17 protein-coding genes are annotated in these 26,966 nt (G+C 70.4%); 8 read left to right on the forward strand and 9 right to left on the reverse strand.

Annotated elements, in window-relative coordinates; genetic code table 11:
- Positions 1-28 precede the first annotated feature (28 nt).
- Positions 29-1,903 (forward strand): rhamnogalacturonan lyase, encoded by a 1,875-nt coding sequence (locus tag ACF08N_RS06085; RefSeq protein WP_392323385.1) that lies wholly within the window; start codon positions 29-31, stop codon positions 1,901-1,903.
- A 96-nt stretch (positions 1,904-1,999) separates the two neighbouring features.
- On the opposite strand, the gene ACF08N_RS06090 is transcribed toward ACF08N_RS06085, so the two are convergent.
- Positions 2,000-4,915, reverse strand: a complete 2,916-nt coding sequence (locus ACF08N_RS06090) for a glycoside hydrolase family 48 protein (RefSeq protein WP_392323386.1) — start codon at positions 4,913-4,915, stop codon at positions 2,000-2,002.
- Between the two features lie 266 nt (positions 4,916-5,181).
- Here ACF08N_RS06090 and ACF08N_RS06095 point away from each other — a divergent pair, with 266 nt between their 5' ends.
- Positions 5,182-6,669, forward strand: coding sequence for a cellulase family glycosylhydrolase (locus ACF08N_RS06095; protein ID WP_392323387.1), 1,488 nt, complete (start codon positions 5,182-5,184; stop codon positions 6,667-6,669).
- A gap of 16 nt (positions 6,670-6,685) precedes the next feature.
- On the forward strand, positions 6,686-8,419 hold the full coding sequence (locus ACF08N_RS06100; RefSeq protein WP_392323388.1) for a glycoside hydrolase family 6 protein: 1,734 nt from the start codon (positions 6,686-6,688) through the stop codon (positions 8,417-8,419).
- A gap of 111 nt (positions 8,420-8,530) precedes the next feature.
- Here the strand turns inward: ACF08N_RS06100 and ACF08N_RS06105 are convergent, their stop codons facing one another.
- Positions 8,531-9,559, reverse strand: coding sequence for a LacI family DNA-binding transcriptional regulator (locus tag ACF08N_RS06105; protein ID WP_392323389.1), 1,029 nt, complete (start codon positions 9,557-9,559; stop codon positions 8,531-8,533).
- 391 nt (positions 9,560-9,950) lie between these two features.
- Between ACF08N_RS06105 and ACF08N_RS06110 the strand changes: the two genes are divergently transcribed.
- The 5 genes from ACF08N_RS06110 to ACF08N_RS06130 all read left to right on the forward strand — a co-directional run bounded on the left by ACF08N_RS06110 (position 9,951) and on the right by ACF08N_RS06130 (position 16,029).
- Complete coding sequence (locus ACF08N_RS06110) at positions 9,951-11,288, forward strand: ABC transporter substrate-binding protein (RefSeq protein ID WP_392323390.1); 1,338 nt, start codon at positions 9,951-9,953, stop codon at positions 11,286-11,288.
- An 85-nt stretch (positions 11,289-11,373) separates the two neighbouring features.
- The gene (locus tag ACF08N_RS06115) at positions 11,374-12,375 is read left to right on the forward strand and encodes a carbohydrate ABC transporter permease (protein ID WP_392323391.1); all 1,002 of its coding nucleotides are present in this window, start codon (positions 11,374-11,376) and stop codon (positions 12,373-12,375) included.
- Complete coding sequence (locus ACF08N_RS06120; protein WP_392323392.1) at positions 12,372-13,220, forward strand: carbohydrate ABC transporter permease; 849 nt, start codon at positions 12,372-12,374, stop codon at positions 13,218-13,220. Before ACF08N_RS06115 ends, ACF08N_RS06120 begins: the two co-directional genes overlap by 4 nt.
- 100 nt (positions 13,221-13,320) lie before the next feature.
- Positions 13,321-14,778, forward strand: a complete 1,458-nt coding sequence (locus ACF08N_RS06125) for a GH1 family beta-glucosidase (RefSeq protein ID WP_392323393.1) — start codon at positions 13,321-13,323, stop codon at positions 14,776-14,778.
- A 243-nt stretch (positions 14,779-15,021) separates the two neighbouring features.
- Positions 15,022-16,029 carry a LacI family DNA-binding transcriptional regulator gene (locus ACF08N_RS06130; RefSeq protein ID WP_392323394.1) on the forward strand — a complete coding sequence of 336 codons (1,008 nt, stop codon included), beginning with the start codon at positions 15,022-15,024 and terminating at the stop codon, positions 16,027-16,029.
- A gap of 14 nt (positions 16,030-16,043) precedes the next feature.
- Here ACF08N_RS06130 and ACF08N_RS06135 read toward each other — a convergent pair whose 3' ends face one another.
- From ACF08N_RS06135 to ACF08N_RS06165, 7 genes are all read right to left on the reverse strand, one after another.
- A complete protein-coding gene (locus ACF08N_RS06135) occupies positions 16,044-18,002 on the reverse strand; it encodes a rhamnogalacturonan lyase (RefSeq protein ID WP_392323395.1) in 1,959 nt (652 codons plus the stop codon).
- 76 nt (positions 18,003-18,078) lie between these two features.
- Positions 18,079-18,783, reverse strand: a complete 705-nt coding sequence (locus ACF08N_RS06140) for a hypothetical protein (protein WP_392323396.1) — start codon at positions 18,781-18,783, stop codon at positions 18,079-18,081.
- 56 nt (positions 18,784-18,839) lie between these two features.
- Positions 18,840-20,813 (reverse strand): beta-galactosidase, encoded by a 1,974-nt coding sequence (locus ACF08N_RS06145; protein ID WP_392323397.1) that lies wholly within the window; start codon positions 20,811-20,813, stop codon positions 18,840-18,842.
- Positions 20,813-23,017, reverse strand: coding sequence for a 1,4-beta-glucanase (locus tag ACF08N_RS06150; protein ID WP_392323398.1), 2,205 nt, complete (start codon positions 23,015-23,017; stop codon positions 20,813-20,815). The genes ACF08N_RS06145 and ACF08N_RS06150 overlap by 1 nt, the downstream gene beginning before the upstream one ends.
- A 69-nt stretch (positions 23,018-23,086) precedes the next feature.
- Positions 23,087-24,013, reverse strand: coding sequence for a carbohydrate ABC transporter permease (locus ACF08N_RS06155; RefSeq protein ID WP_392323399.1), 927 nt, complete (start codon positions 24,011-24,013; stop codon positions 23,087-23,089).
- A complete protein-coding gene (locus ACF08N_RS06160; RefSeq protein WP_392323400.1) occupies positions 24,010-25,086 on the reverse strand; it encodes an ABC transporter permease in 1,077 nt (358 codons plus the stop codon). The genes ACF08N_RS06155 and ACF08N_RS06160 overlap by 4 nt, the downstream gene beginning before the upstream one ends.
- Position 25,087: 1 nt before the next feature.
- Positions 25,088-26,674: an extracellular solute-binding protein gene (locus ACF08N_RS06165; protein ID WP_392323401.1), complete on the reverse strand. Its 1,587-nt coding sequence runs from the start codon at positions 26,672-26,674 to the stop codon at positions 25,088-25,090.
- Between the last annotated feature and the right edge of the window lie 292 nt (positions 26,675-26,966).

Raw genomic sequence — 26,966 nt, forward strand, 5'->3', positions numbered from 1 at the left:
TCCCCTACCTTCCCCACAGGAGGACCCCGTGCACAGCTCGCTACCCCCGCGCAGACGTGCCCCTGCCCGCCTGCTGCTCGCCGCCCTCGCCGCGGGCACGCTCGGCGCCGCCGGGCTTCTCGCCCTCCCCGGCACCTCGCAGGCGGCTGCCGCCCGACAGGTGGAGAGGCTGGACCGAGGCGTGGTCAGCGTCCACACCGGCACCGGCAATCTCGTCAGCTGGCGCTGGCTCGCCACCGACCCGGACGACGTGGCCTTCAACGTCTACCGGGCCGGCACGAAAGTGAACACCGCGCCCCTCACCCGGACCACCGACTTCTTCCACTCCGGCGCGCCCGCCCACGCGGACTACACCGTCCGCGCGGTCGTCGGCGGCGTCGAGCAGGGCGACTCCGTCCACGCCGTCCAGTTCCGCACCGGCTACAAGGACGTGCCGATCTCCCCGCCGGCCGGCGGGCGGACGCCGGACGGCGTGTCGTACACGTACGAGGCGAACGACGCGTCCGTGGGCGACCTCGACGGTGACGGCGACCTCGACTTCGTCCTGAAGTGGCAGCCCACCAACGCCAAGGACAACTCGCAGTCCGGCTACACCGGCAACACCGTCCTCGACGGCGTCACCCTGGACGGCACCCGGCTGTGGCGGATCGACCTGGGGCGCAACATCCGCTCCGGGGCCCACTACACGCAGTTCCAGGTGTACGACTACGACGGCGACGGCCGGGCCGAGGTGGCCGTGAAGACGGCCGACGGAACCGTCGACGGCGCGGGCAGGGTCATCGGCAACGGATCGGCGGACCACCGCAACAGCGCCGGCTACGTGCTCGCCGGACCCGAGTACCTCACCATGTTCAACGGCCGCACCGGCGCCGCGATGGGCACCGTGGACTACGTACCGGCGCGCGGCAATGTGGCGTCCTGGGGCGACAGCTACGGCAACCGGGTCGACCGGTTCCTCGCCGGGACCGCGTACCTCGACGGGGCCAGGCCCTCGCTCGTCATGGCGCGCGGGTACTACACGCGGTCGGTGATCGCGGCCTGGGACTGGCGCGACGGGCGGTTCACACGCCGGTGGACCTTCGACACCAACTCGTCGACGAACGTGGGCAAGGGGTACGACGGCCAGGGCAACCACAGCCTGTCCGTCGCGGACGTGGACGGCGACGGCAGGGACGAGATCGTCTACGGCGCGATGACCGTCGACGACAACGGACACGGCCTGTGGACGACGCGGCTCGGCCACGGCGACGCCGGGCACGTCGGCGACCTCGACCCGGCCCGGGCGGGCCTGGAGTACTTCAAGGTGTCGGAGGACCGCTCCAAACCCGCCTCGTGGATGGCCGACGCCCGGACCGGACAGATCCTGTGGCAGACGGCGTCGGGAGCCGACAACGGCCGCGGCGTCTCCGCCGACATCCACGCGGGCTCGCCGGGAGCCGAGTCCTGGTCGGCGGCCGACGGCTCGCTCCGCTCACCCACCGGGGCCTCGCTCGGCCGCAAGCCCTCCAGCATCAACTTCGTCAGCTGGTGGGACGGTGACACCACCCGCGAGCTGCTGGACGGCACCCGTATCGACAAGTACGGCACGGGCGGGGAGACCCGGGTGCTGACCGGCGCATCGGTCGCGTCGAACAACGGCACCAAGTCCACCCCCGCGCTCTCCGGCGACATCCTCGGCGACTGGCGCGAGGAGGTCGTCTGGCGCACGGCGGACAACCGGGCCCTGCGGATCTATTCGACACCGCACACGACGAACACCCGCATCACGACCCTGCTGCACGACACCATGTACCGCACGGCCCTGGCCTGGCAGAACACCGCCTACAACCAGCCCCCGCACCCGAGCTTCCCCATCGGCGCCGGGATGCGCCCGGCACCGCGGCCGGCGGTCACGACCCCCTAGGGGGTGTCTCGCACCGCTCCTGCCGTCACGCGAATGAGCCGGGAGGGCCACGAACAGCGGCCCTCCCGGCTGTGACGTACGCGGAGCCACGCGGGGCTATTCGAGGAGTTCCGCGTACGAGCCCATGGCCAGGGCGATGTCCGCCTGCGCCCAGAACCGGTGGTAGGTGAAGACGGGCGCGGCGCCGCCCTTGAGGTATGCCTCGACCTTCGGCCAGGCGGGGTCGTCCTGGTAGAAGGAGCGGATCGAGGCGAAGGTCGACGCGCTGTCGACGGCGTCACCGTTGGGCATGACCCCGGTCCAGCCGCTCGGGACGTACACGGGGTCGTCGAAGCGGTTGTAGTCGGCGCGTGTCTCGGGCACCGCGATGCCCAGCGGGTCCTGGTGGTGGGCCCACATGCCGTCGAGGAGCGCCTTGGCGACCCGCTTGGCGTCCGCGTCTCCCGACCTGGCCCCGTAGTACGTCAGGGTCTTGGCGTACGCGGCGGCCACGCCCACGTCGTCGGTGTAGTCCGCGACGGTGACGTGCAGCCCGGTGTTGGCGCCGGGGCTCGACGGGTTCCAGGTGTCGGGCCTGCCGGACCACTGGAGGGTGGACGGGATGCGGTAGGTGCCGTCGGGGTTGACGGTGGTCTTCGACAGGGCCCAGTCGACCCACTTGTCGAGGACGGTCCTGGCGGCCGCGTCCCCGGTCTGGTGGTAGTACTCGGCGACCCGCTCCATGGACCACGCCTGGAAGCCGAACCACTGGTTGGACGCCGGGTCGTGGTAGACCGGCTTCTCGTCGTAGTACATGCCATGGAACGTGGGCGTGCCGCTGGGCGGGGTCGCGTACCGTCCCTGCCAGCTGTTGGTGGCGCCGCCCGCGATGGCACCCTCGGACGACTGGAGCCAGCGGTAGAACTCCAGCTGCCGGTCCAGGCTGGTCCCCCAGTCCTGCTGCCCCGTGGCCGACTTGGGCTTCAGCGGGGCGTACTCGCTGAGCGCGTAGGCGGCGAGCGGGTTCTGGTAGCCGCCGTGGGCGTGGCTGGAGCCGATGCGCCAGGACCAGCCGGCGCTGGTGTCGGTGGCGCCGCCCCAGGCGTAGTACCAACTCATCAGGTAGTGCGCGCTGTTCTTGCCGGTCCCGGCGGGGCAGGCGGTCGGCCCGACGCAGTTGCCGACCCGCTTGAAGTACTTGTCGAACATCGAGTAGCGCAGGTAGTCGCCCATCTTGGCGGCCTTGGTGACGGTCGCGGTGACCTGGCCGCCCTTGCCCTGCTGCTTGGCCCAGATGTCGGCCCAGTACGCGGCCTGGACGGCGCGGGCGTCGGCGTCGGGGGCGTTGGTGAACTTCCACTGCCTGGCATAGGAGGCGTCCCCGGTGAACAGGTCGAGGTAGCCGTTCCTGCCGCCGTAGCCGAAGTTGTCGCAGGTGGGGTGGGGGACGGTCTCCCAGACGGACTCCTGGGGACCCCGCTGGAAGGTGTTGATGTACGAGGGGCCCTGCGCCGTGGGTCCGGCGGAGCACTTCCCCGGCTCGTTGCCGTACCCGTAGACGTTGTCGACGTCCTGGAGCCAGTGCATGCCGTAGATGTCTTCCGTGCCGTACGCGCTCTTCAGCTCGCCGGCGATCGGATCGGCGCCGGCCGCGACGCCGGAGTCGAGGCGCGCGGGGTACTGGGACGGCAGGTCGTGCTCGGGGGCGTAGGTGGCCGGCTTGGACGCGTTGTAGGACGCGTTCGTGGGCTGGTCGGCGTGGGTGGGGATCATGAACTTCTCCATGGTGTCCCACGCACCGTTGAACTTGCTCCAATCGCCGGTGATCTTCCCGTACATGGCCTGGAGCCAGATCAGGTAGCTGTACGCCTCCGAGGTCGTCTCGTGCCCGTGGTCCGGCGCCTCGACGACGAGGGTCTCGACCGAGTGGTACGGGATTCCCTCGGGCGAGAAGTAGCCGTTGGCCGGGTTCGTGATCTTCCCGTGCAGGTCGAGGAAGCGGGCATCGTACGTGGAGTCGGCCGCCAGCTGCGTCACGGTGACCTCGGCCTTGGTGTGGCCGGGTGCGGTCGCGGTGAAGACGGCCGAACCGGTGCCGGTGGCGGCCGCGGTGACGGTCACCTTCCGGGCGGTGTTCCAGTTCGAGGGGGTGAAGGTGAGGGAGGCCGGGGTCGCGGTGAGGTTCGTGTTGCCCGAGGTGCGGGTCAGGTTCACCGTGACGTCGGCGGACGGCTGGGTGGAGAGCTTCAGGTCGAACGTGCCGGTCGTGCCCTGGCGCACGCCGAGCTGGGCGGGCGTGGCGACCAGCGCCGGGCCTGCGGCGACCGTGATGCCCACGGGCGCCGACTCGGCGGCGGCGCCCTGGCTGTCGTAGGCCTTGGCGTAGAGGGAGTGGGCGCCGGCGGCGAGATTCTGCGCGCTGAACGCGTAGGGCGATGTGGTGTCCGTACCGAGCAGGGTCGTGTCGCTGTAGAACTCGACCTTGCTGATGGTGGCGCCGTCGGCGGCCGCGGCGGTGGCGGCCATCGGGACCGGGTCTCCGCTGGTGAAGACCGCGCCCGCGGCCGGGCTGGTCAGCACGGCGACGGGTGGCTGGTGGGCGCCGGTGCAGGGGGTGCCGTTGACGGCGAACGAGGCTGCGGCGGGCGCCGGGTTGGTGCCGGTGTAGGTGAACTGGGCACCGGCCGTGACGGCGGCGCCCGCGGCGACGGTCTTGTTCCATGCGGCGTTGCGGACGGTGACCGTCCGGCCGGTCTGGGTCCAGGTGCCGTTCCAGCCGTTGGTGACCTTCTGGTCGCCCGACTGCTCGTAGGTGACCGTCCATCCGTCGAGGGGGTCGGCGCCCCGGTTGGTGAGGGTGAGCTCGGCGGTGAAGCCGGAGCCCCAGTCGTTGGTGGTCTTGTAGTCGACGCTGCACTGCACAGCGGCGGCAGCGGCCTGGGCGGGGGCGGCGCCGGCGGCGGCGGTCATCGCGAGGGGGAGGGATACGACGGCGGCCAGCGCGGTCCATAACCGTCTTGGTCCTGGTGGCATCGCTTGTTTCTCCTCGGCGGCTCGGAAGGGTGGGGGTGAGCACAAGCTGTGAGCACAAGCCTTGAACCAGTGGGAGCGCTCCCACTATGCGGAGAGGTGTCCGGGCGGTCAAGGTGCTTGAAGAGTCGAAGAAAATCGACAGAGAAATTTGACGGCCCCTCTGTTCCTTGACAGGGCTTGCCGCTACGGTCTGCTGCACCAGTGGGAGCGGTTCCATTCCAGTCGGCGCGTCGTCAGGCACGCGCCCGAGCTGCAAGGAGTCGCTCATGCGACACCCCCCGCGCTTAAGCGCGCTGCTCGCCGCCGCAGCGGCCCTGGCAACGGTGAGCGGCGCACTCGTCCCGGCATCCGCGGCGACGGCCGCTGCCGTCGCCCCCGTGTGCACGGTCGAGTACAGCACCGTCAACCAGTGGACCGGCGGCTTCCAGGGCTCGGTCACCGTCACCAACAACGGCCCGGCACTCCAAGGCTGGCGCCTGGGCTTCGACTTCACGGGCGGCCAGAAGCTCACCCAGGGCTGGGGCGCGAAGTGGTCCCAGACCGCGGCGTCGGTCACCGCCGCCAACGAGAGCTGGAACGGCGCGCTCGCCACGGGCGTGAGCGTCACGGCCGGGTTCATCGCCTCGTGGTCGGGCACCAACCCGGCTCCGGCCGCCTTCACCCTCAACGGCACGGTGTGCAACGCGGACCCGGGCGGTCCGACCGATCCGCCGGACCCGCCCGACCCGCCGGTCCCGGTCGACGGGCCGCCCGTGCTCACCGTCTCCGGCAACAAGCTGGTCGACGAGAACGGCGCCACCCGCCGGATGCTGGGCGTCAACCGCTCCGGCGGCGAGTTCATGTGCGTCCAGGGCCACGGCATCTTCGACGGCCCGGTCGACGACGCGTCCGTCAAGGCCATCGCGGACTGGAACGCCGACACCGTACGCATCCCGCTGAACGAGGAGTGCTGGCTGGGCCTCGAGAACATCAAACCCGAGTACCGGGGGGCGAACTACATCAACGCCGTGAAGGATCTCGTACGCCGGGTCGAGGCCCACGGCATGACCCCGGTCGTCGAACTGCACTGGAGCTGGGGCCAGTACACCGGCAACTCCGCCGGCTGCTCCGACATCCACGCGAGCTGCCAGAAGCCGATGCCCAACGCCCGGTACACCCCGGACTTCTGGACCTCGGTGGCCAACACCTTCAAGGACGACCGGCGCGTGGTCCTCGACCTGTTCAACGAGCCGTACCCGGACCGCGCCACCTCCACCGCCGCGCAGGCATGGACCTGCTGGCGCGACGGCGGCACCTGCCCCGGCATCGGCTACGAGGTCGCCGGCATGCAGGACCTCCTGGACGCGGTACGGGCGACAGGAGCCCGCAACCTCGTCCTGATCCCAGGGATCGCGTACTCCAACGACCTGAGCCAGTGGCTGACGTACGCGCCGACCGACCCGGCCGGCAATCTGGCCGCCGCCTGGCACGTCTACAACTTCAACACCTGCTCCCACGAGGCGTGCTGGGACTCCACCCTCGCGCCGGTCGCCGCCCGCGTACCGCTCGTGGCCGGTGAGATCGGCGAGAACACCTGCAGTCACGGCTTCGTCGACCGCGTCATGAAGTGGTTCGACGACCGCGGCCTGTCCTACCTGGGCTGGACCTGGAACACCTGGGACTGCTCCTCGGGACCGGCCCTGATCAGCAACTACGACGGCACTCCCACCGCATTCGGCATCGGGCTGCGCGACCATCTGCGCGCCCTCGACTGAGAGGCACACCGGGAACATGAGCCGCACCACCACACCCCCCTCCCGCCGCCGCACCGCGCTCCTGGCGGCCACCGCCCTGATCGCGGCGACCGGCGCCACCGCCACCGCACTGACCGGCACGGCAGGCGCCGCCGCCCCCGGCTGCACCGTCGACTACAAGGTCACCAACCAGTGGAACACCGGCTTCGGAGCCAACGTCACCCTCACCAACACCGGTGACCCGGTCAGCTCCTGGACCCTGGAGTGGACCTACGCCGGCAACCAGCGCGTCACCCAGGGCTGGAACGCCACCGTCACCCAGTCCGGCGCCGCCGTCACCGCGAAGAACGTCTCGTACAACGGCACGCTGGCCACCGGCGGCTCCACCTCCTTCGGTTTCAACGCCTCGTACAGCGGCACCAACGCCGTGCCGACGACGTTCAAGCTGAACGGCGTCACCTGCAACGCCGGCCCGGGCGGCCCCACGGACCCGCCGGACCCGACCGATCCGCCCGCCGGCAGCCGGGTCGACAACCCCTACGCGGGCGCCAAGGTGTACGTGAACCCCGAATGGTCCGCCAAGGCCGCCGCCGAACCGGGCGGCACCCGCATCTCCAACCAGCCGACCGGCGTCTGGCTGGACCGCACCGCCGCCATCGCGGGCGTGAACGGCGGCATGGGTCTGCGCGCCCACCTCGACGAGGCGCTGCGCCAGAAGGGCACCGGCGAACTCGTCGTCCAGCTGGTGATCTACAACCTGCCGGGCCGCGACTGCGCCGCACTCGCCTCCAACGGCGAACTGGGCCCCACCGAGATCGACAGGTACAGGACCCAGTACATCGACCCGATCGCGGCGATCCTCGCCGACGCCAAGTACGCGGGCCTGCGCATCGTCACCACGGTGGAGATCGACTCCCTGCCCAACCTGGTCACCAACACCACACCACGTCCGACCGCCACGCCCAACTGCGATGTCATGAAGGCGAACGGCAACTACGTCAAGGGCGTCGGATACGCGCTGAACAAGCTGGGCGCGATCTCCAACGTCTACAACTATGTCGACGCGGGCCACCACGGCTGGCTCGGCTGGGACGACAACTTCGGGGCCTCCGCGGAACTCTTCAAGCAGGCCGCCACCGCCGAGGGCTCCACACTCGGCAAGGTCCACGGCTTCATCGTCAACACCGCCAACTACAGCGCGCTGAAGGAGGACCACTTCACCATCGACGACGCGGTGAACGGGGTGTCGGTGCGCCAGTCCAAGTGGGTCGACTGGAACCGCTACACCGACGAACTGTCGTACGCCCAGGCCATGCGCGCCAAGCTCGTCTCACTCGGCTTCGACGCCAACCTCGGCATGCTGATCGACACCTCCCGCAACGGCTGGGGCGGCACAGCCCGCCCGACCGCGCCCGGAGCGCGGACGAACGTCGACACGTACGTCGACGGCGGCCGCTACGACCGGCGCATCCACCTGGGCAACTGGTGCAACCAGTCGGGCGCCGGCCTCGGCGAACGCCCGAAGGCGGCCCCGGCGGCCGGCATCGACGCCTACGTCTGGATGAAGCCCCCGGGCGAGTCCGACGGGTCGAGCCGCGAGATCCCGAACAACGAGGGCAAGGGCTTCGACCGCATGTGCGACCCCACGTACACGGGCAACCCGCGCAACAACAACAACATGTCGGGCGCCCTCCCGAACGCCCCGCTCTCGGGCCACTGGTTCTCCGCCCAGTTCCAGGAACTGATGAAGAACGCGCATCCGGCGCTGTGACCCGAAGCTGACACCCCCGCCCCCGGCAGCCTGCCGGGGGCGGGGGCGCGTTTGTGCGAGCGGGCCACCGCGGCGGGGGAGGGGCGCCGTCGGCCGGTCGCGGGTCGCGGGTCAGGTCGAGTCGCGGACCACCAGTTCCGTCGGGAGCACCAGCCGGCGCGGGTGGGCCGTCGCGCCGGCGATCTCCTGGAGCAGGAGGCGGGCCATCCTGCGGCCCATCTCCTCGATCGGCTGCCGCACGCTCGTGAGGGCGGGATCCATGTGACGGGCCGTCGCCGAGTCGTCCACGCCGATGAGCGCCACGTCGTCGGGGACGCGGCGGCCCGCCTCGCGCAGGACGCCCCGCGCGCCCGCCGCCATCACGTCCGAGGCCGCGAAGACGGCGTCCAGGTCCGGACAACGGGCCAGCAGATCGCGCATGGCGCGACGGCCGCCCTCCTCGGTGAAGTCCGCGGTCGCGACGAGCCGTTCGTCCGCCGGGAGGCCCGCGGCCTCGATGCCCTGGCGGTAGCCGTCGAGGCGGCAGCGCGCCGCGTACATGTCGAGCGGACCCGTGATGGTGGCGATCCTGCGGCGGCCCCGCCCGGTCAGGTGGTCCACGGCCGACCGGCCCGCCCCCACGTTGTCGGAGTCGACGTAGGCCACGGGCTCGTCCTCGGAGCGCCGGCCGTTGAGGACGGCCGGCAGCCGCAATTCCTCGACGACGTCGGGCAGCGGGTCGTCACCGTGCACGGAGACCAGCAGCACGCCGTCCACGCGCTGGGCGGCGAGGTACTGCTCGAACCGCTGCCGTTCCTTGCTCGACCGGATCAGGGTCAGCAGCAACTGCATGTCGGCGTCGGCCAGTTCAGCACTGACACCGCGGATGATGTCGAGGAAGTACGGCTCGGCGAACAGCCGTGCCTCGGTCTCCGGGATCACCAGGGCGACGGCGTCCGTGCGGGCGCCGGCCAGGGCGCGGGCGGCACGGTTGGGGACGTACCCCAGTTCGGCGATGGCCTGGCCGACCGCTGCCTTCGCGCGGTCGCTGACCCGCGGAGAGCCGTTGATCACCCGGGACACGGTGCCGCGGCCGACCCCCGCCCTCGCCGCGACCTCCTCCAGCGTGGGCCTGCCGGTCTGCCGTCCGCTCACCGCCATCGGCCCTCCCGTCGAACGTCGTACATCGGATGAGGTGGTCAACCTAGAGGGTGCCCCTCCGCCGCCGCCAGCGGGCCGGGTGGCCCGACCTCATGGGAGCGCTCCCACAGTAAGGGAAAGGTGCGCCGTCCGCCACCTCGCTCGTTCAGGAGCTGACGGCGGTTCCCGTCGCCGGCTCCCGCGATCTGCCAATTCGTATTCATCTCTTGACACTTGCACCCGTGAGGCAGCAACCTTCCGGGCAAGAAGGCAGTGGGAGCGCTCCCACGGATGCACCGCCGTCCGATCCGGCAGCCGAGCCGCTGAAGCCGACCCGGACCTCAATGGCGCACAACAGCACCCCCTGGACGAGGAGAGTGGAATGCGCACTTCCAGCAGAACGCGCAGAAGAATGCGCAGCAGTACAGGCGGACGCCGCAGCCCCGCGGTCGCGGTCGTCGCGGCACTCGCGGCCGGCGCGGTCCTGGTCACCGGCTGCAGCAGTGACGGCAGCGGTTCCGGCGGGACGGCCGGCGGCGAGCAGATCACCCTGCGCATCGGAACCTTCGGTTCCTTCGGCTACGACAACGAGAAGGGCGCCAAGCTCTACGCCGAGTACGAGAAGCTCAACCCCCACATCAAGATCGTCGAGTCGAACGTGGCCGACGGTCAGAAGTACTGGGACACGCTGAAGCTGCGCCTCTCCCGCAACAGCGGCCTCGCCGACATCCAGGCCATCGAGGTCGGCTACATCGCCGAGGCCACCGGCCCCACCATGGGCAACAAGTGGGTCGACCTGTCCAAGACCGGCGGCGCCGACACGGCCGCCTTCCTCGACTGGAAGATCAAGCAGGCGACGACACCCGACGGCGCCGTCATCGGCCTCGGCACCGACATCGGCCCCATGGCCGTCTGCTACAACAAGGACCTCTTCGCCAAGGCCGAGCTGCCCACCGACCGCGCGGAGGTCGCCAAGCTGTGGGAGGGCGACTGGTCCAAGTTCGTCGCCACCGGCAAGGAGTACCAGAAGAGCGCCCCGGCCGGGACCGCCTTCCACGACTCGGCGAGCGGCCTGTTCAACGCCGTCCTGTCCAGCCAGCCGCAGCAGTACGCCAACGACGAGGGCGAACTCGACTACGAGAACAGCCCCGGTGTGAAGAAGGCATGGGACCTCGCGGTCGAGGCCGCGCAGAGCGGGATCACCGCCAAGTACCGCCAGTTCGACGAGAAGGGCACCTGGAACGCCGGCTTCAAGAACGCGAAGTTCGCCACGGTCGCCTGCCCGAGCTGGATGACCGGCATCATCAAGGACCAGGCCGGGCCGGCCAACCAGGGCAAGTGGGACATCGCCGCCCCGCCCGAGGCGGGCAACTGGGGCGGCTCCTTCCTCGCGGTCCCGAAGGCCGGCAAGCACGCCGAGGAGGCCGCCAAGCTCGCCGCCTGGCTGACCGCCCCCGAGCAGCACGCCAAGGTCTTCGGGGTGAACGGCAACATTCCCTCCACCAAGGACACCCTGACGTCGGCCGCCGTCCAGAACGCCACGCTTCCGTACTTCGGCGACACCCCCGTCGGCAGGATCTACTCGCAGGCCGCCGCCGGCATCTCGCCCGCACCGGTCAGCCGCTACGACGGCCAGGTCAAGACCTTCCTCACCGACAACGGCATCCTCGACATCGAGCAGCGCGGCACCGCACCGGACACGGCGTGGGAGAACGTGAAGAAGCTCGTCGACGACAAGATCGACCCGTAGCCGGCCAGGCGCACGGCCGCCCGGCGCTCCCCCGCCGGGCGGCCATCCGCCACCACCGACCCGACCGACCTGGAAGGACGCCCTCGTGGCCACCTCCGTCCGTGCGGCGGCCGACGGCACCCCGCCGCCCACACCGCCGCCGCCCCCCGCCGTGCAGGTCCGCGGCAGCCGGCCCAGCCGGCTCTACCGATGGGACCTCAAGGCGGCTCCGTACGCGTTCATCGCCCCCTTCTTCCTGTGCTTCGCCGCGTTCGGGCTCTTCCCGCTGATCTACACGGGCTGGCTGTCCCTCCACCGGGTGGAGCTGGGCGGGGAGGCACAATGGCGCGGCTTCGAGAACTACACGGGACTGCTGGACAGCGACTTCTTCTGGAACGCGCTGGCCAACACGTTCACCATCGGCGTCATCTCCACCGTCCCGCAGCTGCTGATGGCGCTGGGCCTGGCCCACCTGCTCAACTACAAGCTGCGCGGCCGAGGGTTCTTCCGGGTCGCGGTGCTGGCTCCGTACGCCACGTCGATCGCCGCCGCGACGCTCGTCTTCGCCCAGCTGTTCAACAGTGACTACGGGCTGATCAACACCGTCCTCGGCTGGGTCGGATTCGACCCGGTCGACTGGGAGTCGTCCAAGTGGCCCGCACAGATCGCGATCTCCGTGATCGTCATCTGGCGGTGGACCGGCTACAACGCGCTGATCTACCTCGCCGCGATGCAGGCCGTGCCGCAGGACCTGTACGAGGCGGCCTCGCTCGACGGGGCGTCGCGCTGGCGGCAGTTCGTCAGCGTGACGATTCCGTCCATCCGGCCGACGATCCTGTTCACCGTCGTCGTGTCCACCATCGGCGCCACGCAGCTGTTCGGCGAGCCGATGCTGTTCGGCGGCAGCCTCGGGGTCAGCGGTGGCAGCGGCAACCAGTTCCAGACTCTGAGTCTGCTGATGTACGAGAAGGGCTGGATGACCGGGGCGCTCGGCCAGGCGTCCGCCATCGCGTGGGTGATGCTGCTGCTCCTGCTGCTGATCGGCGCGGTCCGCCTGCTTCTGGCCCGCCTCAACCGCGACCGCAACGGCGAGCGGAGGACCGCATGAGCATCAGGCAGAAGGCGGGGCGCCAGCAGCACGCGGGGCCGTTCACCTACGTCCTGCTCGGACTCGCCGCCCTCGTCTCCCTCTTCCCGCTGTACTGGAACCTCGTCGCCGCCTCGCACACCGGTGAGCGCGTGGTCGAGGCCCCGGCGCCGCTGCTGCCGGGTCCGCGCCTCTTCGACAACCTCACGTTCGCCTGGAACCAGGTGGACATGGGCGAGGCGCTGGTCAACACCACGGTGGTGGCCGGTCTGGTGGCGCTGTCCACCGTGGTCTTCTCCACGCTGGCCGGCTTCGCCTTCGCCAAACTGCCGTTCAGGGGCCGCAACGCACTGCTGGCGACGGTGGTCGCGACCATGACCGTTCCGCCGCAGCTCAGTGTGATCCCGCTGTACCGGATCATCACCGATCTGGGATGGGTGGACCAGTTGCAGTCGGTCGTACTGCCCTCGCTGGTCGCCGCCTTCGGGGTGTTCTTCATGCGCCAGTACCTGCTGGAGGCGCTGCCGGTGGAACTGGTCGAGGCGGCGCGGATGGACGGCGCCCACAGTCTGCGCGTCATCTGGCATGTCGTCTTCCCGGTCGCCAGGCCCGCCATGGCCGTGCTGGGCATGCTCGTCTTCGTCCAGGCGTGGAACGACTTCTTCTGGCCGTTCATCGCGCTCACGCCGGACGGCAACCCGACGCTCCAGGTGGCGCTCGCCGGCCTCGGCTCGGGCAACCACACCGTCGACCAGGCGATCGTGCTGACCGGTGCCCTGATATCCACCGTTCCGCTGCTGCTGGTCTTCGCCCTGCTGGGCAAGCACATCGTGGGCGGCATCACCTCGGGTGCGGTCAAGAGCTGACCGCCGGCGGCCCGTTGTCCGCCCTTCCCCTGGGAAGCCCACGAACTCCACTCGCCTTTCTCCGTCTTCTCCTACTTCTTCGACTTGGGAGCGCTCCCGTATGACTGCGTCCGACGCCCGGCCGCTCACCGCGGCCCGCCACTTCCCGCCCGGCTTCCTCTGGGGCGCCGCCACCGCCGCGTATCAGATCGAGGGGGCGGCGGCCGAGGACGGCCGCACCCCGTCGATCTGGGACACCTTCTGCCGCACACCCGGGAAGGTGTTCCAGGGCCAGACCGGCGATGTTGCGGTCGACCACTACCACCGGTTCCGCGACGACGTCCGGATGATGGCTGACCTCGGACTCACGGCGTACCGCTTCTCGGTGTCGTGGTCGCGCGTGCAGCCGACCGGCCGCGGCCCGGCCGTCCAGAAGGGCCTCGACTTCTACCGGGCACTGACCGACGAGCTGCTCGCCGCGGGCATCACCCCCGTCCTCACGCTCTACCACTGGGACCTGCCGCAGGAGCTGGAGACCGCTGGCGGCTGGCCGCACCGCGCGACCGCCGAGCGGTTCGCCGAGTACGCCGAGATCGTGGCCGACGCGCTCGGCGACCGCGTCCCGCGCTGGACCACTCTCAACGAGCCGTGGTGCAGCGCCTTCCTCGGCTACGGCTCCGGTGTCCACGCCCCCGGGCGCACGGAGCCCGTCGCCGCCCTGCGAGCCGCCCACCACCTCAACCTCGGACACGGCCTGGCCGTCCAGGCACTGCGGGCCGCACTGCCCGCGGACGCCCAGGTGTCGGTCTCGCTCAACCTGCACCAGGCACGGCCGCTCACGGGCGCCGCCGACGACCTGGAGGCCGTGCGCAGGATCGACGCGGTGGGCAACCGGATCTGGCTCGGCCCCATGCTGGACGGCGCCTATCCGCAGGACCTGCTGGAGGACACCGCCCGGCTCACCGACTGGTCGTTCGTCCGGCCCGGCGACCTCGAGGCGATCTGCCGGCCGCTGGACTCGCTGGGCGTCAACTACTACACGCCCACCCTCGTGTCGGCGGTGCGCGACGGCGACGACGTCCCACGCAACGACGGCCACGGCGCCAGTGCGTACTCGCCCTGGCCGGGTGCGGAGGACGTCGCCTTCCACCAGCCGCCGGGTGGGCGGACGGCGATGGGCTGGGCGGTCGACCCGTCCGGCCTGTACGACCTGCTGATGCGCCTGTCCGGGGACTACCCGGGCCTGCCGCTGCTGATCACCGAGAACGGCGCGGCGTACGAGGACGGGACCGCGCCCGACGGCACCGTGCACGACCCGGACCGCATCGCCTATGTGCACGCCCATCTGGAGGCGGTGCACCGCGCGGTGCGGGACGGCGCCGATGTGCGGGGCTACTTCCTGTGGTCCCTGATGGACAACTTCGAGTGGGCCTACGGCTACGAGAAGCGGTTCGGCATGGTCCACGTCGACTACGAGACGCAGGTGCGCACCCCGAAGTCCAGTGCGCGCTGGTACGCGCGGGTCGCGCGCTCCGGCGAGCTGCCGCCTCCGGACGACATGCCGTCCGCAAGCCGCTGAAGCAGGCGCAAACCCGCACCACGGCCCGCGGTCCACGGCGACGGACGCCTCGACGGACGCCTCGACGGACGTCCGGCGGCGTGTGACATCGTGAGGCAGAGGACCGTCCAGAGGTCTGTCGAAGCGCTTCGACAGACCTCTGGACATACCGCCCGCGGCCCTTTAGGGTCGGACCGTCTTCTGCAGGTGTACGTACCCGCAGTGCTCGTCGAAGCGTTTCGCCGCCAAGTCCGGGAGAGCTGAATGGTCACCCTCGCCGAGGTAGCCAAGCATGCCGGAGTATCGGCCAGCACGGTGAGTTACGTCCTCAGTGGCAAGCGGTCGATCTCCTCCGGTACCCGTGAGCGGGTCGAGCGCAGCATCGCGGAGCTCGGATACCACCCCAACGCGGGCGCGCGCGCCCTGGCGAGCAGCAGGTCCAACATCATCGCCCTGATGATGCCCCTGCGCACGGACATGTACGTCCCGGTGATGACGGAGATCGCCGTCGCCGTCACCACCACGGCGCGGACGCACGGGTACGACGTGCTGCTGCTCACCGGTGAGGAGGGCCCGGCGGCCGTCCGGCGCGTCACGGGCAGCGGTCTCGCCGACGCCATGATCCTCATGGACGTCGAGCTCGACGACGAGCGGCTGCCGCTGCTCCGCGGGAGCGGCCAGCCCGCCGTTCTGATCGGCCTTCCCTCGGACACCACCGGACTGACCTGCGTGGACCTCGACTTCACGGCGACGGGTGCGCTGTGCGTCGCGCATCTGGCCGGCCTCGGCCACCGTGACATCGCTGTCATCGGCGAGGCGCCGGCGGTCTACGAGCGGCACACCGGCTTCGCCGAGCGCACCCTGGACGGTCTGCGCGCCAAGGCGCGCGAGCTGGGAGTGCGGCTGCTGCACCGGCCGTGCGAAGGCGGTTACGGGGCGATGGCGTCCACACTCGCCCGGATCTTCGACGAGCGCCCCGCCACCACCGGGTTCGTGGTGCAGAACGAGTCGGCCGTCGAGCCGCTGCTCGGCCTGCTGCGCCAGCAGGGCCGCGCGGTCCCCGAGGACGTCTCGGTGGTGGCGATCTGCCCCGACCAGGTGGCGCTCCAGGCCTCCGTACGGCTCACCTCGGTGTCCATACCCGCGCAGGAGATGGGGCGGCAGGCCGTCGAACTCACCGTGACCGCGCTGGAGGGGCGTGGCAGGGACTGCGTCGAACTGCTCGCCCCGGAGCTGACCGTGCGGGCCAGCACGGGCCCCGCCCCCGTCTGACCCGCCCGCCGTGGCTACTTGGTGCCGAGGTAGTAACCGACCTGCGGCGGCTGGTTGTAGCCGGTGTTCTGCCACGCGATGCCGAGCCGGTAGACCGGGTCGTGCATCAGGGTCGGCAGCCGGTACTCGGTCGGATGCGGGGTCGTGTACAGCCGCAGCGCTGTCGAGTCCGCGTTGCGCCAGAGCATCTCCTCGCGCCAGTCGCCCAGGAGATCGGCGGAGAGTGCCGGGTTGCCCTTGGTCCAGTTGTTGGAGCGGGCCTCGGTGTCCGACCAGATGCGGGTGAGCTCGCTGTCGCCGTCGTACTTGAGGACCTGGCCGTATCCGGACCCCGCCGTGCCCGACCAGCGGTGGTCCAGAAGCTCGCGGTGGGCGTCGCCGTCCCACCAGATCGCCGAGTTGTACGAGGCACCGCCGCCGAAGGACGGCACGCTGTCACTGATCTTCGTACCGCCGGCCGTGTAGAGGCCCCCGCCGCTGGACCAGCACTCGGCACCCGCATGACTGCGCGTCAGGTCGGCGCAGATACCGCGCCCGACGTCGGTGCCGGTCCTGCTGCCCCACAGGATCTCTCCGGTCCTCGCGTCGTGCATCTCATAGCCGTATGCCGCGTCCGTGTGCTCGTGCACATTGAAGGACTCGAGCCCCGGGCGCGCCGGGTTCAGATCGCCGACGTGCAGCGCGTCCCCGTGCCCCAGCCGGGTGGTCCACAGGCCGGTGCCGTTGTCGTCCACGGCCATGGCGCCGTACACGACCTCGTCCCTGCCGTCGCCGTCGACGTCGGCGACCGCGAGGTTGTGATTGCCCTGCCGGTCGTAGCCCTTGCCCGCGTTGGTCGAGGAACGGGAGTCGAACGTCCAGCGCCGGGTCAGGTCACGGCCGTTCCAGTCGTATGCCGCCAGGGCCACCCGCTCGTAGATGCCGCGGGTGAACACCATGCTGGGCCGGGAGCCGCTGAGGTACGCGGTCGCCGACAGCAGCCGTCCCTCGCGGTTGCCCCAGGTGTCGCCCCAGTCCGAGACCTTGCCGCGCGCGGGCTCGAACGGGACGGAGTCCATCACCCTGCCGGTCTGCCCGTCGAAGACGGACAGGAACTCGGGCCCGGACAGGACCGCGCAGTTGTCCGCGAGGTGCGAGGCGTTCGGGTCGCCGATGACGGTGCCCGCGGAGTCCTTGGAGCCGTCGGAGGTGCGGACGGCCAGCTCGGCCTTGCCGTCGCCGTCGTAGTCGTACACCTGGAACGAGTCGTAGTGCGAGCCGCTGCGCACGTTGGTGCCCAGGTCGACGCGCCACAGCCGCTTCCCGCTCAGCTCGTACGCGTCGTAGACCGTCGGCCCGGTGCAGGTGCCGGAATTGGCGACGTCGGTGGCGTTGGACGGCACCCATTTGAGCACCAGTTCGTACTGCCCGTCGCCGTCCAGGTCGGCGGCGGAGGCGTCGTTGGCGGCATAGGTGTAGGCGACGCCGTCACGGGTCCTGCCGCCCGCGGGCTTGCTGAGCGGGATGTCAAGACGGCCCGAACCCCACACGCCCGCGTTCTCGCCCCGCTGCTCGGCCCCGCCGACCACGGCACGTATCTCGTAGGTGGCGCCGGCGGAGCCGCCGGCGTCCAGGAAGTTGGTCTTCCGCGTCTCCTCGACGAGGGTGCCCGAGCGGTACAGCCTGAAGGACACGTCCTCGGGATCGTCACCGAGCATCCGCCAAGTGACCAGCACACCGCCGGTCGCAGGGACCGCGACCAGGCCGCGGTCCAGTTTCTCCGCCACCCGTGCCGCCGCCAGGGCCCCGGCCGCATGGTTGACGGGCGCACTGATCGTCTCGGTGGCACCCGCGAGATCATGCACGGTCAGTGCGCCGCCGGATCCGGTCAGGGCGGCGGCAAGCACGCCCGCCGTGAGCCGGCCCCGGCGGCCGCGCAGGCGGTGGCAGTGACGGTGGGGGAGACGGCGGAGGATGCGGGGGGCTGCGGGCATCGGAACCTCATCGGTTGGGGACAGTGGTACGTCCTGGTCGCCACGGCCCCCCGCATCGGTTGCCCTGCGCCTCGCGTCAGCTGCCCGACACGGTCAGACGGTTGGTGACGAAGTCCAGCCCGCCGGGGGCTCCGCTGATCTCGTAGCCGAACTGGACGTCACCGATCGTCTCGTTGCCCATCCAGCCCTTGGTGTCCTTGATCCACTTCAGGATCGGCAGGATGTTCACCGTGCCCGACGACGAGTCCGACGTGCGCAGGAACGAGAAGACCTCGTTGGAGCCGTTGTTGCCCTTGTACACGGCCCACGTGTGGCCCCCGAGGGTGGCGTTGCCCTGGTAGCTGCCGAGCGCGCCCACGTTCCCGTGGTGGTTGACCCACAGCATGATCTCGTAGTCGTAGTCGGTGTCCCAGATGTCGTACGACGTGTTGTAGTCGCCGGACGACGGGACCGAGACGTTGTAGCTGCTGGAGAGCGAGGAGAGGGAGCCGATCGGCTTCCCGATCACCTTCTTGGCGTTGGGGTACGACTTGATGCCGCTGGTGGCCGGGTGGTCGGCCCACACGCCCCAGTTGGTACCGGAGTTGGCCCAGATGCACTGGGCGCCTGCCCCGGAGCCCCAGATGTTGTTGTAGAGCGTGTACCCGTTGAGGCCGGTGTTGCCCCACCGGTCGCAGGAGCTCCAGACGGCTGCCTGGGCGGGGGCCGGGGCGAGGCCGAGAACGGCGCCGAAGGCCAGAGCGGGGGCGAGGAGGAAGCCGGGCAGAGTGCGACGTGCCATGGTGGATCCCTTCTGTGGGGGACCCGTGCCCCGGCGGGGCACGGGGGCGGGAGCGTTCAGGTCACGGCGTCGAGCACCGCCACGCCGTAGCGGCCCAGCTCCAGGGCGCCGGCGATGCGGGCGCCGGTGAGCAGGTCGCGGTGGGTGCCGGGCACCTTCACCTCGACCGGGTCGCGACCGTGGTTGAGGACGAAGAGCAGGTCGCCGCGGCGGACCGCTTCGACACCCGCGGGCACGCCGTCGAGCACCGGCCGGACCCCCGCGTCGGCCGCCACCTCGGACAGCAGGTCCCGCAGTGCCTCGGGTTCCGGCAGTGTCGAGACGTACCAGGCGCGGTCCTTGCGCAGCACGGCCGGCCTCCCGTCGAGTTCACCGCCCCGGTAGGCGGCGACCACGTCGGCCCCCGGAGCGGCGTCGATCTCCTCGGACCAGAGCATGCCGCGGAACGCGCCGCACTCCACGGTGTCGCCCTCGTCCAGCGGCCACCACTCGTGGACCGTACGGATGCCGAACAGATCCCGCAGCCGCGCGTCCATCCCGCCCGCCCGTACCCGGTCGTCCTCGTCGGCCACCCCGGTGTGGAAGCCGCAGACGAGTGTGCCGCCGCCGCGGACGTACGCGAGGAGGTTGTCGACCGCCGCGTCGGTGAGCAGATACAGGTGGGGGGCGAGGACCAGCTTGAACCGGCCCAACTCGCCCTCGGGGCGGGCGAAATCCACCGCCGTGCCCGACTCCCACACGGCACGGTGCCAGGCCCGCACCACGTCCTCGTAGCGGACCCGGGAGGAGACGCGGCCGTCCTGCTCGCCGGCCCACCAGGAGTCCCAGTCGTGCAGGATGCCCACCTCGGCGGAGGTGTGCGTGCCCGTGGCGCGTGGTCCCAGCAGGGCGAGTTCGGCGCCGAGCTGCCTGACCTCCTGGTACGTGCGGCCGTGTTCGCCCGCGTGCGACACCATCCCGGAGTGGAACTTCTCCGCGCCCTGCCGGGACTGCCGCCACTGGAAGTAGCAGATGCCGTCGGCGCCGTGCGCGACGGACTGGAGGGACAGCAGGCGGTTCAGGCCCCGCGGCTTGGGGTGGTTGACGCCGCGCCAGTTGACCGGGCCGGCCGCCTGCTCCATGAGCACCCACGGCCCGCGCGCCTGGCTGCGGGTCATGTCGCCGATCATGGCGTTGTACTGGCCGGCGAGCGGGTCCTTGGGGTCCGGATAGATGTCGACCGAGACGACGTCCTCGTGCTCCGCCCACGTCCAGGCGTCCTGGCCGGACCACAGCGGCATGAAATTGGTGGTCACCGGGATGTGCGGGGTGTGCCGGACGACGATGTCCCGTTCCGCGATGCAGCACTCGAGCAGGGCGTCGGAGGTGAAGCGCCGGAAGTCGAGAACCTGGGTGGGGTTCTTCATGTACTGGGCCCGGCGGGGCGGGATGATCTCGTTCCAGGAGTCGTACTGCTGGCTCCAGAAGGCGGTGCCCCAGGCTTCGTTGAGCGCGTCGAGCGTGGCGTACCTCCTGCGCAGCCAGTCGCGGAAGGCGCGGGCCGCCTCGTCGCCCCAGTCGTAGGTGCAGTACTCGTTGTTGATGTGCCACATCGTGAGGGCGGGGTGGCGGGAGTACCGGGCGGCGAGGTCCTCGGTGAGGGCGGCGGCGTAGCGCCGGTAGACCGGACTGGAGTGGGAGAACTGCTGGCGGGAGCCCCACCAGACCGTCTGCCCGTTCTCGTCGCGGGGCAGTGTCTCGGGGTGCAGGCGGCCCATCCACGGGGGCGGTGACGCGGTCGGGGTGGCGAGGACGACGCCGATGTCGTTGTCGTGCATCAGATCCATCAGCCGGTCGAGCCATGCGAACTCGCGTGCCCCAGGCCGCGGTTCGAGCTTCGCCCAGGAGAAGACGCCGAGCGTGACGGAGTTGACGCCTGCCTCGCGCATCAGGCGCACGTCCTCGTGCCACACCTCCTCGGGCCACTGCTCGGGGTTGTAGTCGCCGCCGAAGAGGATGCGGCCGCGGGTGCTGTCGTCGAGGGAGGGCATCAGGCGGGGTCTCCGTACTGGATTCCGCGGCCGTTGGTGCCCAGATAGACACGGCCGTGGACGCGGGGGTCGCCGGTGATCGTCTCCCCGGTCCATCCCCACTGGTGGGCGTCGTCGTTGATGCGGATCCAGGTCTTCGCCTCGTCGTCGGAGCGCAGGACGGCGGTGAGCGCGCCGACGGCGCCGACCTGGTAGAGGGCCGGGTAGGCGGCGCCGTCGGCCGCTCTGCCGAAACCGAGGGTGTACGAGGCGTGGCAGCTGCCCACCTTCGCGAAGGTCCGTCCGCCGTCGGTGGAGCGGTACAGGCCGTGGCCCTTGGCCGACAGCCAGAGGTGACCGGTCCGGCCCGGCGCGGCAGCGATCTCGAACTGGGGGTCGCCGGCAGGCAGTCCGGTCGCACGGGCCGCGAAGGAGGCGCCCCTGTCCGTGGTCGCGCAGAGCGTTCCCGTAGCGGTGTCGTACGCGTAGAAGAGCGCCGGATCGGCCGGGTCGGCGACCGGTGTGGCGCCCTTCGGGAAGGAGGGGACCTCGGTCCAGGTGGTGCCGTTGTCGGTCGAGCGATGCGCGGGGTGGCGGGTCCCGTCCCAGTGGACGAACGACCACAGCAGGGTCGTGCCGTCCGCGCTCGCGGCGACCGGCCCCGGTGCGGAGGCGGCGAGGGAGGGCTGGGCGGCGAAGGGCTCCCAGGTCCGGCCGCCGTCGTTCGAGTACGCGCCGTTGCCGTGATCGCCCCAGCCGGTGCGCACCACGTAGGAGGGCCTGAGCGCGGCCTGGGCGAGACCGGTGGCCGACCCCATGACGGGGTTCGACGCCATGCCGCGGGAGGGGGAGGCCGTCAGCCGCTCGTGGTACATCACGCCGATGTCCCCGAGCCCGCTGATCAGATGTGCCGCACCGGCCGGCGGCGAGATCAGCTGACGGACGGAGCTCTCCTCCAGGCCCCTGATCTGCGGCGCCCAGTGGACCAGGTCGCGGGTGCCGTAGAGGGTCGCACCGGTGCCGTACACGATGTGCCGCGAGTCGTACGGGTCGATGGCGAGGGCCTGGATCCACCAGCCGAACTTGGGCTGTTTCTCGCTCCAGTTGAGGAACGGCGTCTCGGAGACGTCCAGGACCGCCGTGTCCTTGAGGGAGGTCCAGGTGCGGCCGCCGTCGGTGGAGCGGAAGAGGGTGTCGATCGCGGCCCAGCGGTTGTTGGTGGAGACGACCAGGGTGCCGGGCCTTCGGGCGTCGACGGCGAGGCCGCCGTAGCCGAAGGCGTCCCGGGAGCCGTCGCTCGTGGTGCCTCCCGGCTCGACCGGGGTGATGTCGGTCCAGGTGCCGGTCGTGGTGTCCAGCCGGTGCACGCTGCCGTTCGTCTGGCCGTTCGGCCCCGGGGCGTTCGCGTAGGTGACGTACAGGGCGCGCGTCGCCGCGTCGTACGCCGCGTGGATCGGCACCTTCGCGGATTCGCCGGTGGGCTGACCGGGTACGGGCTCCCAGGCGCCGCTGCGCGTGGTGCGGTACAGAGCGGCGGTTCCTCCGTCGCCCCAGCCGGCGTACAGGGTGCGGCCGGCCGTGGTGAGGAAGGTGATGCCCTGCCCGGTGGCGTTGGGCTCGGCGGGGAAGTCCGCCCGGTACCAGGTGGCGCCCCGGTCGGCCGAGGTGAGCAGTCCGTCGTGGCGCGTGCCCAGCCAGAGGGTGTCGCTGTCCGTCGGGTCGACCAGCAGCCTCTCGCCGGTGCCGCGGCCGTCCTCGTTGGCGCCGAGCTTGACGCCGAGGTCGGCGCGGGACCAGGTCGCGCCCCGGTCATCGGAGCGCAGCACGGCTCCGTTGCCGGCCCACGGCTGTGCGTAGGTGCCGAGTGCCAGGTACAGGCGTCCGGGGTGCGAGGGGTCGACGGCCATTGCCTCGACGCCGAGCAGGTTCCAGTCGTCCCAGCCGAGATGGTCGGTGAGCGGGACCCACCTGGCCCGCCGCTCGTCCCATCGGTAGGCGCCGCCGATGTCGGTGCGTGCGTAGGCGAGTCCGCGGACGGCCGGATGGAAGAGGACGCCCGTGATGAACCCGGTGCCGCCGATCGCGACGGTGCGCCAGCGGTAGGGCTCGGCATCCGCCGCCGGCGCCCCGGCGGCGCGCGCCGTTCCCCAGGGGGCGGCGGTGAGCGCGGCCGCGGCCGCGGTACCGGCGAGGACGGAGCGTCTGCTGAGGCGTGATGCGTCCATGACATAAGACCGTTCTGTGGGGAGTGGGGGAGGGGCGACGATCCAGGGGTGACTCGGCGGCCCGGGGCGTCAGCCCTTGACCGCGCCGGTGAGCATCCCTTCCTTGAAGTGCTTCTGGACGAAGGGGGACAGGAACGCGACCGGAACCAGCGCCAGGACCATCACCGCCATCTGGATGGCGAGCGGCGACAGGTGCCCCGTGTTGATGGCCTGGGCCAGGCCCGTGGGCTTCTGCTGCTTGATCACCAGCTGCTGCATGACGTTCTGCAGCGGCAGCATGTCCGGGTCGCTGATGTAGATCGACGCATTGAACCAGGCGCTCCAGTAGCCCACCGCGTAGAAGAGCGTGATCACCGCGATCACCGCCCGCGAGAGCGGCATCACGATCTGCCAGAGGATGCGCAGGTCGCCCGCCCCGTCGACCCGGGCACTGTCGATGAGTTCCTGCGCCGTGCCCATGAAGAACGCCCGCAGGACGAGGATGTTGAAGACGCTGACCGCGCTGGGCAGGATCAGCGACAGATAGGAGTCGGTCAGGCCCAGGCCCTGGACCACCAGATAGGTCGGGATCAGCCCGGCCCCGAAGAACATCGTGGCGACGAGGACCAGCAGGATCGGCCGGTGCAGCACGGACCCCGGACGGGACAGACCGTAGGCGCACAGGACGGAGACCGTCATGCTGAACAGGGTTCCGACGACCGTGACGCCGAGGCTCACCAGCGTGGCGCGGGTGACCTGCCCACCGCTGAGCAGCTCCTGGTAGTGGAGGAAGGTGATGCTCCGGGGAATCACCACCAGACCGCCGGCCTCGGTGATGGTCCTCACCGAGGACAGACTGGTGACGATCACCACCCACACCGGGAAGAGCACCGCGAGACACACGAGCGTCAGCACCGCGCCCTTCGTGGCGAGGCCGGCCCGCGTCGGCTGCTCCTCCCAGGCCGGGCGCAGACCCGTGCGGCTGCCGCGCGCGATGCCGAAGCCGAGCAGGCTCATCGCTTGTACACCCCCTGCTCACCCATGAGATGGGCGACTTTGTTGGCCGCGAGCACCAGCAGAAGCCCGAACAGGCCCTTGACGATGCCGATGGCGGCGCCGTAGCCGAAGTTGCCGTTGTCGAGGCCGATGTTCCACACGTACGTGTCCAGGACCTCGGAGGCGGTAGGCCCCACCGCGGTGCGCTGGAGCAGGATCTGCTCGAACCCGACGGTGAGCGCATTGCCCACTTGCAGCACGAGCAGCAGGGCCACGACCGGGCGCAGCGCGGGCAGTTGGATGTGCCACATCCGCCGCAGCCGGTTCGCGCCGTCCATCGCCGCGGCCTCGTAGAGGTCGGCGCTGATCGCGCTGAGGGCGGCGAGGAAGACGATGACGCCCCAGCCGGCGTCCTTCCAGATCATCTCGAAGGTGACCAGGAACTTGAAGAGGCCGGGATCGGTCATCAGGTCGAAGCCCTCATGACCGTGGTCCCGCAGCACCTGCGCGACCAGCCCCGCACCGCCGAACATCTGCTGGAAGATCGTGATGACCAGGACCCAGGAGAAGAAGTGCGGCAGGTACAGGATCGCCTGGGCGACGGCCCGCACGCGCGGGCGCACGAAGCTGTGGATGAACAGCGCGAGCAGGATCGGCACCGGGAAGAACAGGGTCAGCTGGATCAGGAAGATCGCGAGCGTGTTGCGGACGGCCTGCCAGAACAGCCGGTCCTCGACCATGTGCCGGAAGTGCTCCAGGCCGACCCACGGACTCTGCGAGATCGCCTGGAACGCGTTGTCCGCGACGTAGGGGTCGTAGTCCTGGAAGGCCACGACATTGCCGATCAGCGGTACGTAGGTGAAGACCAGCAGAAGCAGCACTGTGGGCAGGACCATCAGGAGCAGAACGCGGTCGCGCCGCAGCCTGTGCCCGAGTGTGATGCCGCCCGGGGCGTGTGCCGTCGACCCGGACCCGGACCCGGACCCGGACGCGGAGGCGGACCCGGACCCGGACTTGGCAGCGGTCGGGGCCGCGGGCGGAGCCGGCGCCGCCCCGTCGGCGGCGCCCTGCGCGGCGGTCGTGCTGTGCGCCATGTCAGGACGCCGCGCTGCCGGACTCGTCGAGCAGCTTGCGATACCAGTCGCGCAGCTTGTCACCGCCGCCCGACTTCCAGTCGGAGACCGCCTGCTGCATGTCGCCGATCTTCTTGCGGCCGCGGACGATGTCCTTCTCCAGGTCCTCGAACTCGGCGTTCAGCTCCGTGTAGCGGTTGGGTTCCTGAATCTGCATGCCGTGGAACAGCGGCTTCCTGACGTGCACGCCCTGACGCTGCTGCCACTCGACCATGCCCTTCACGACGTCCGGGTGGTCCGGCTGGGCGATGAAGGGCGCGGGCGAGGCGATGTACTCGTACGTCGCGAAGACCTCGTTGTTGCCCCTGCCGTTCTTGGCGAGCACACCGTCTTTCAGGGTGTGGTGGACGCCCTCGACGCCGTACTGGCGCAGGCGCTGCTCCTTCGAACCGTACGGCGCGGCGCAGAAGTTGGCCAGGGCGAGGATGTCGCGGACCGTCTTCTCGTCGGCGTCCTTGCTGACGAACGTCCAGATGTCGGCGGGCGGGCGTGCGTACAGCGTGGGAGTGCCGCCGTCATGGGCGAAGTAGTCCATCGCGGCCATCGTGAAGTCCTTGTTGTCCACGCGCTGGACCACGGTCTTGCCGTACCAGTCGGACAGGTCGTGGTTGTACATCCAGACCTTGCCGGAGGCGAAGAGGTCGCCGGTGCTGCCGGTCTCGGCCTTCGCGTCCGGGTGGACGAAGCCGGCCGAGTACAGCGAGCGCGACCAGTCCAGCGCCTCGAGATACTCGTCCGTCTCGTAGCGGTTGACGAGCTTGTCGCCCGAGAGCTTCCAGTAGTACGGCTTTTCCGGCAGCACGCCGAAGAAGGCGTATGCCGCCCACGTCATGTCGCCGCAGGCCCACACCTTGCTCCTCGGAGCGTTGAGCTCCTTGCACAGCTCGTAGAACTCCTGGGTGGTCCGCGGTGCTTCGTAGCCCTTCTCGGCGAAGAGGTCGGCGCGGTAGAACGGGGCGATGTTCGGTGTGACGGGGGCCGGCATCGGCAGTCCGCGCAGCCTGCCGCCGAAGACCGAGCGCTGCCAGGCTCCGGTCGGGATCGCGGCGAGGTTCGGGTACTCCTTGACCTTGTCACCGCTCAGGTAGGGGCCCAGGTCGGCGAACTTGTTGCTCACGGCGCTGGGGATCTTGCCGGTGAGCTCCCAGCCGGGCACGACCACCGCGTCGGGGATGCCGCTGGAGGCCAGGACCGCTCCCAGCTTCTGGCCGTAGGTGTTGCCGTCCTGGTTCTGCCATGTGACCCGGACGCCGGCGCTCTCGTCCATCGCCGTCCAGTAGGGGTTGCCCTGCTTCGGAATGTTGCCCCAGATCGGGGCCATGACCGTCAGCTCGCCGCCGCTGCCCAGCTTCTCGGGCACGGACACCGACAGCCGGTCGGCGGGCAGCGCCTTCGTGAACCCGGCCGCCGAGCCGTTCCTGCTCGGTATGTCCGGGGTGCCGGCGGTCGAGGCGACGAAGGCAGGAAGCAGGTCGTCGAGCTTCTTGCCGGTGGTCGTGCCCTCGTTGTCCGAGCCGCCGGAACCCCCGCAGGCGCTCAGCAGCGGCATTCCTCCGGCAACCGCCGCGGCCACGACGGCCGAAGACGCAAGGAAGCGTCTCCGGCTGGGGGCCGACGGTGATGCCGTGCCGAGCGAATCACGCCGAGGGGCGGCGGTCGGGCGACGGGCGGGAGGGATCGGCGTCATGGGATGACCTCACTGTCGACACTGTCGAAGCGCTTCGATGTTGCGGTGAGGTTAAGTGAACGGGTCGGTCCCGGCAAGGGCCCGCGCGGAGTTTGCCGTTGACCATGGCCCTTCGTCGTGCCGGTGCCCTCTCTTGACAGGACGCCTCGGGCGA

The organism is Streptomyces sp. NPDC015127 (assembly GCF_043080095.1).
In the GTDB taxonomy this organism is placed as follows: Bacteria; Actinomycetota; Actinomycetes; order Streptomycetales; family Streptomycetaceae; genus Streptomyces.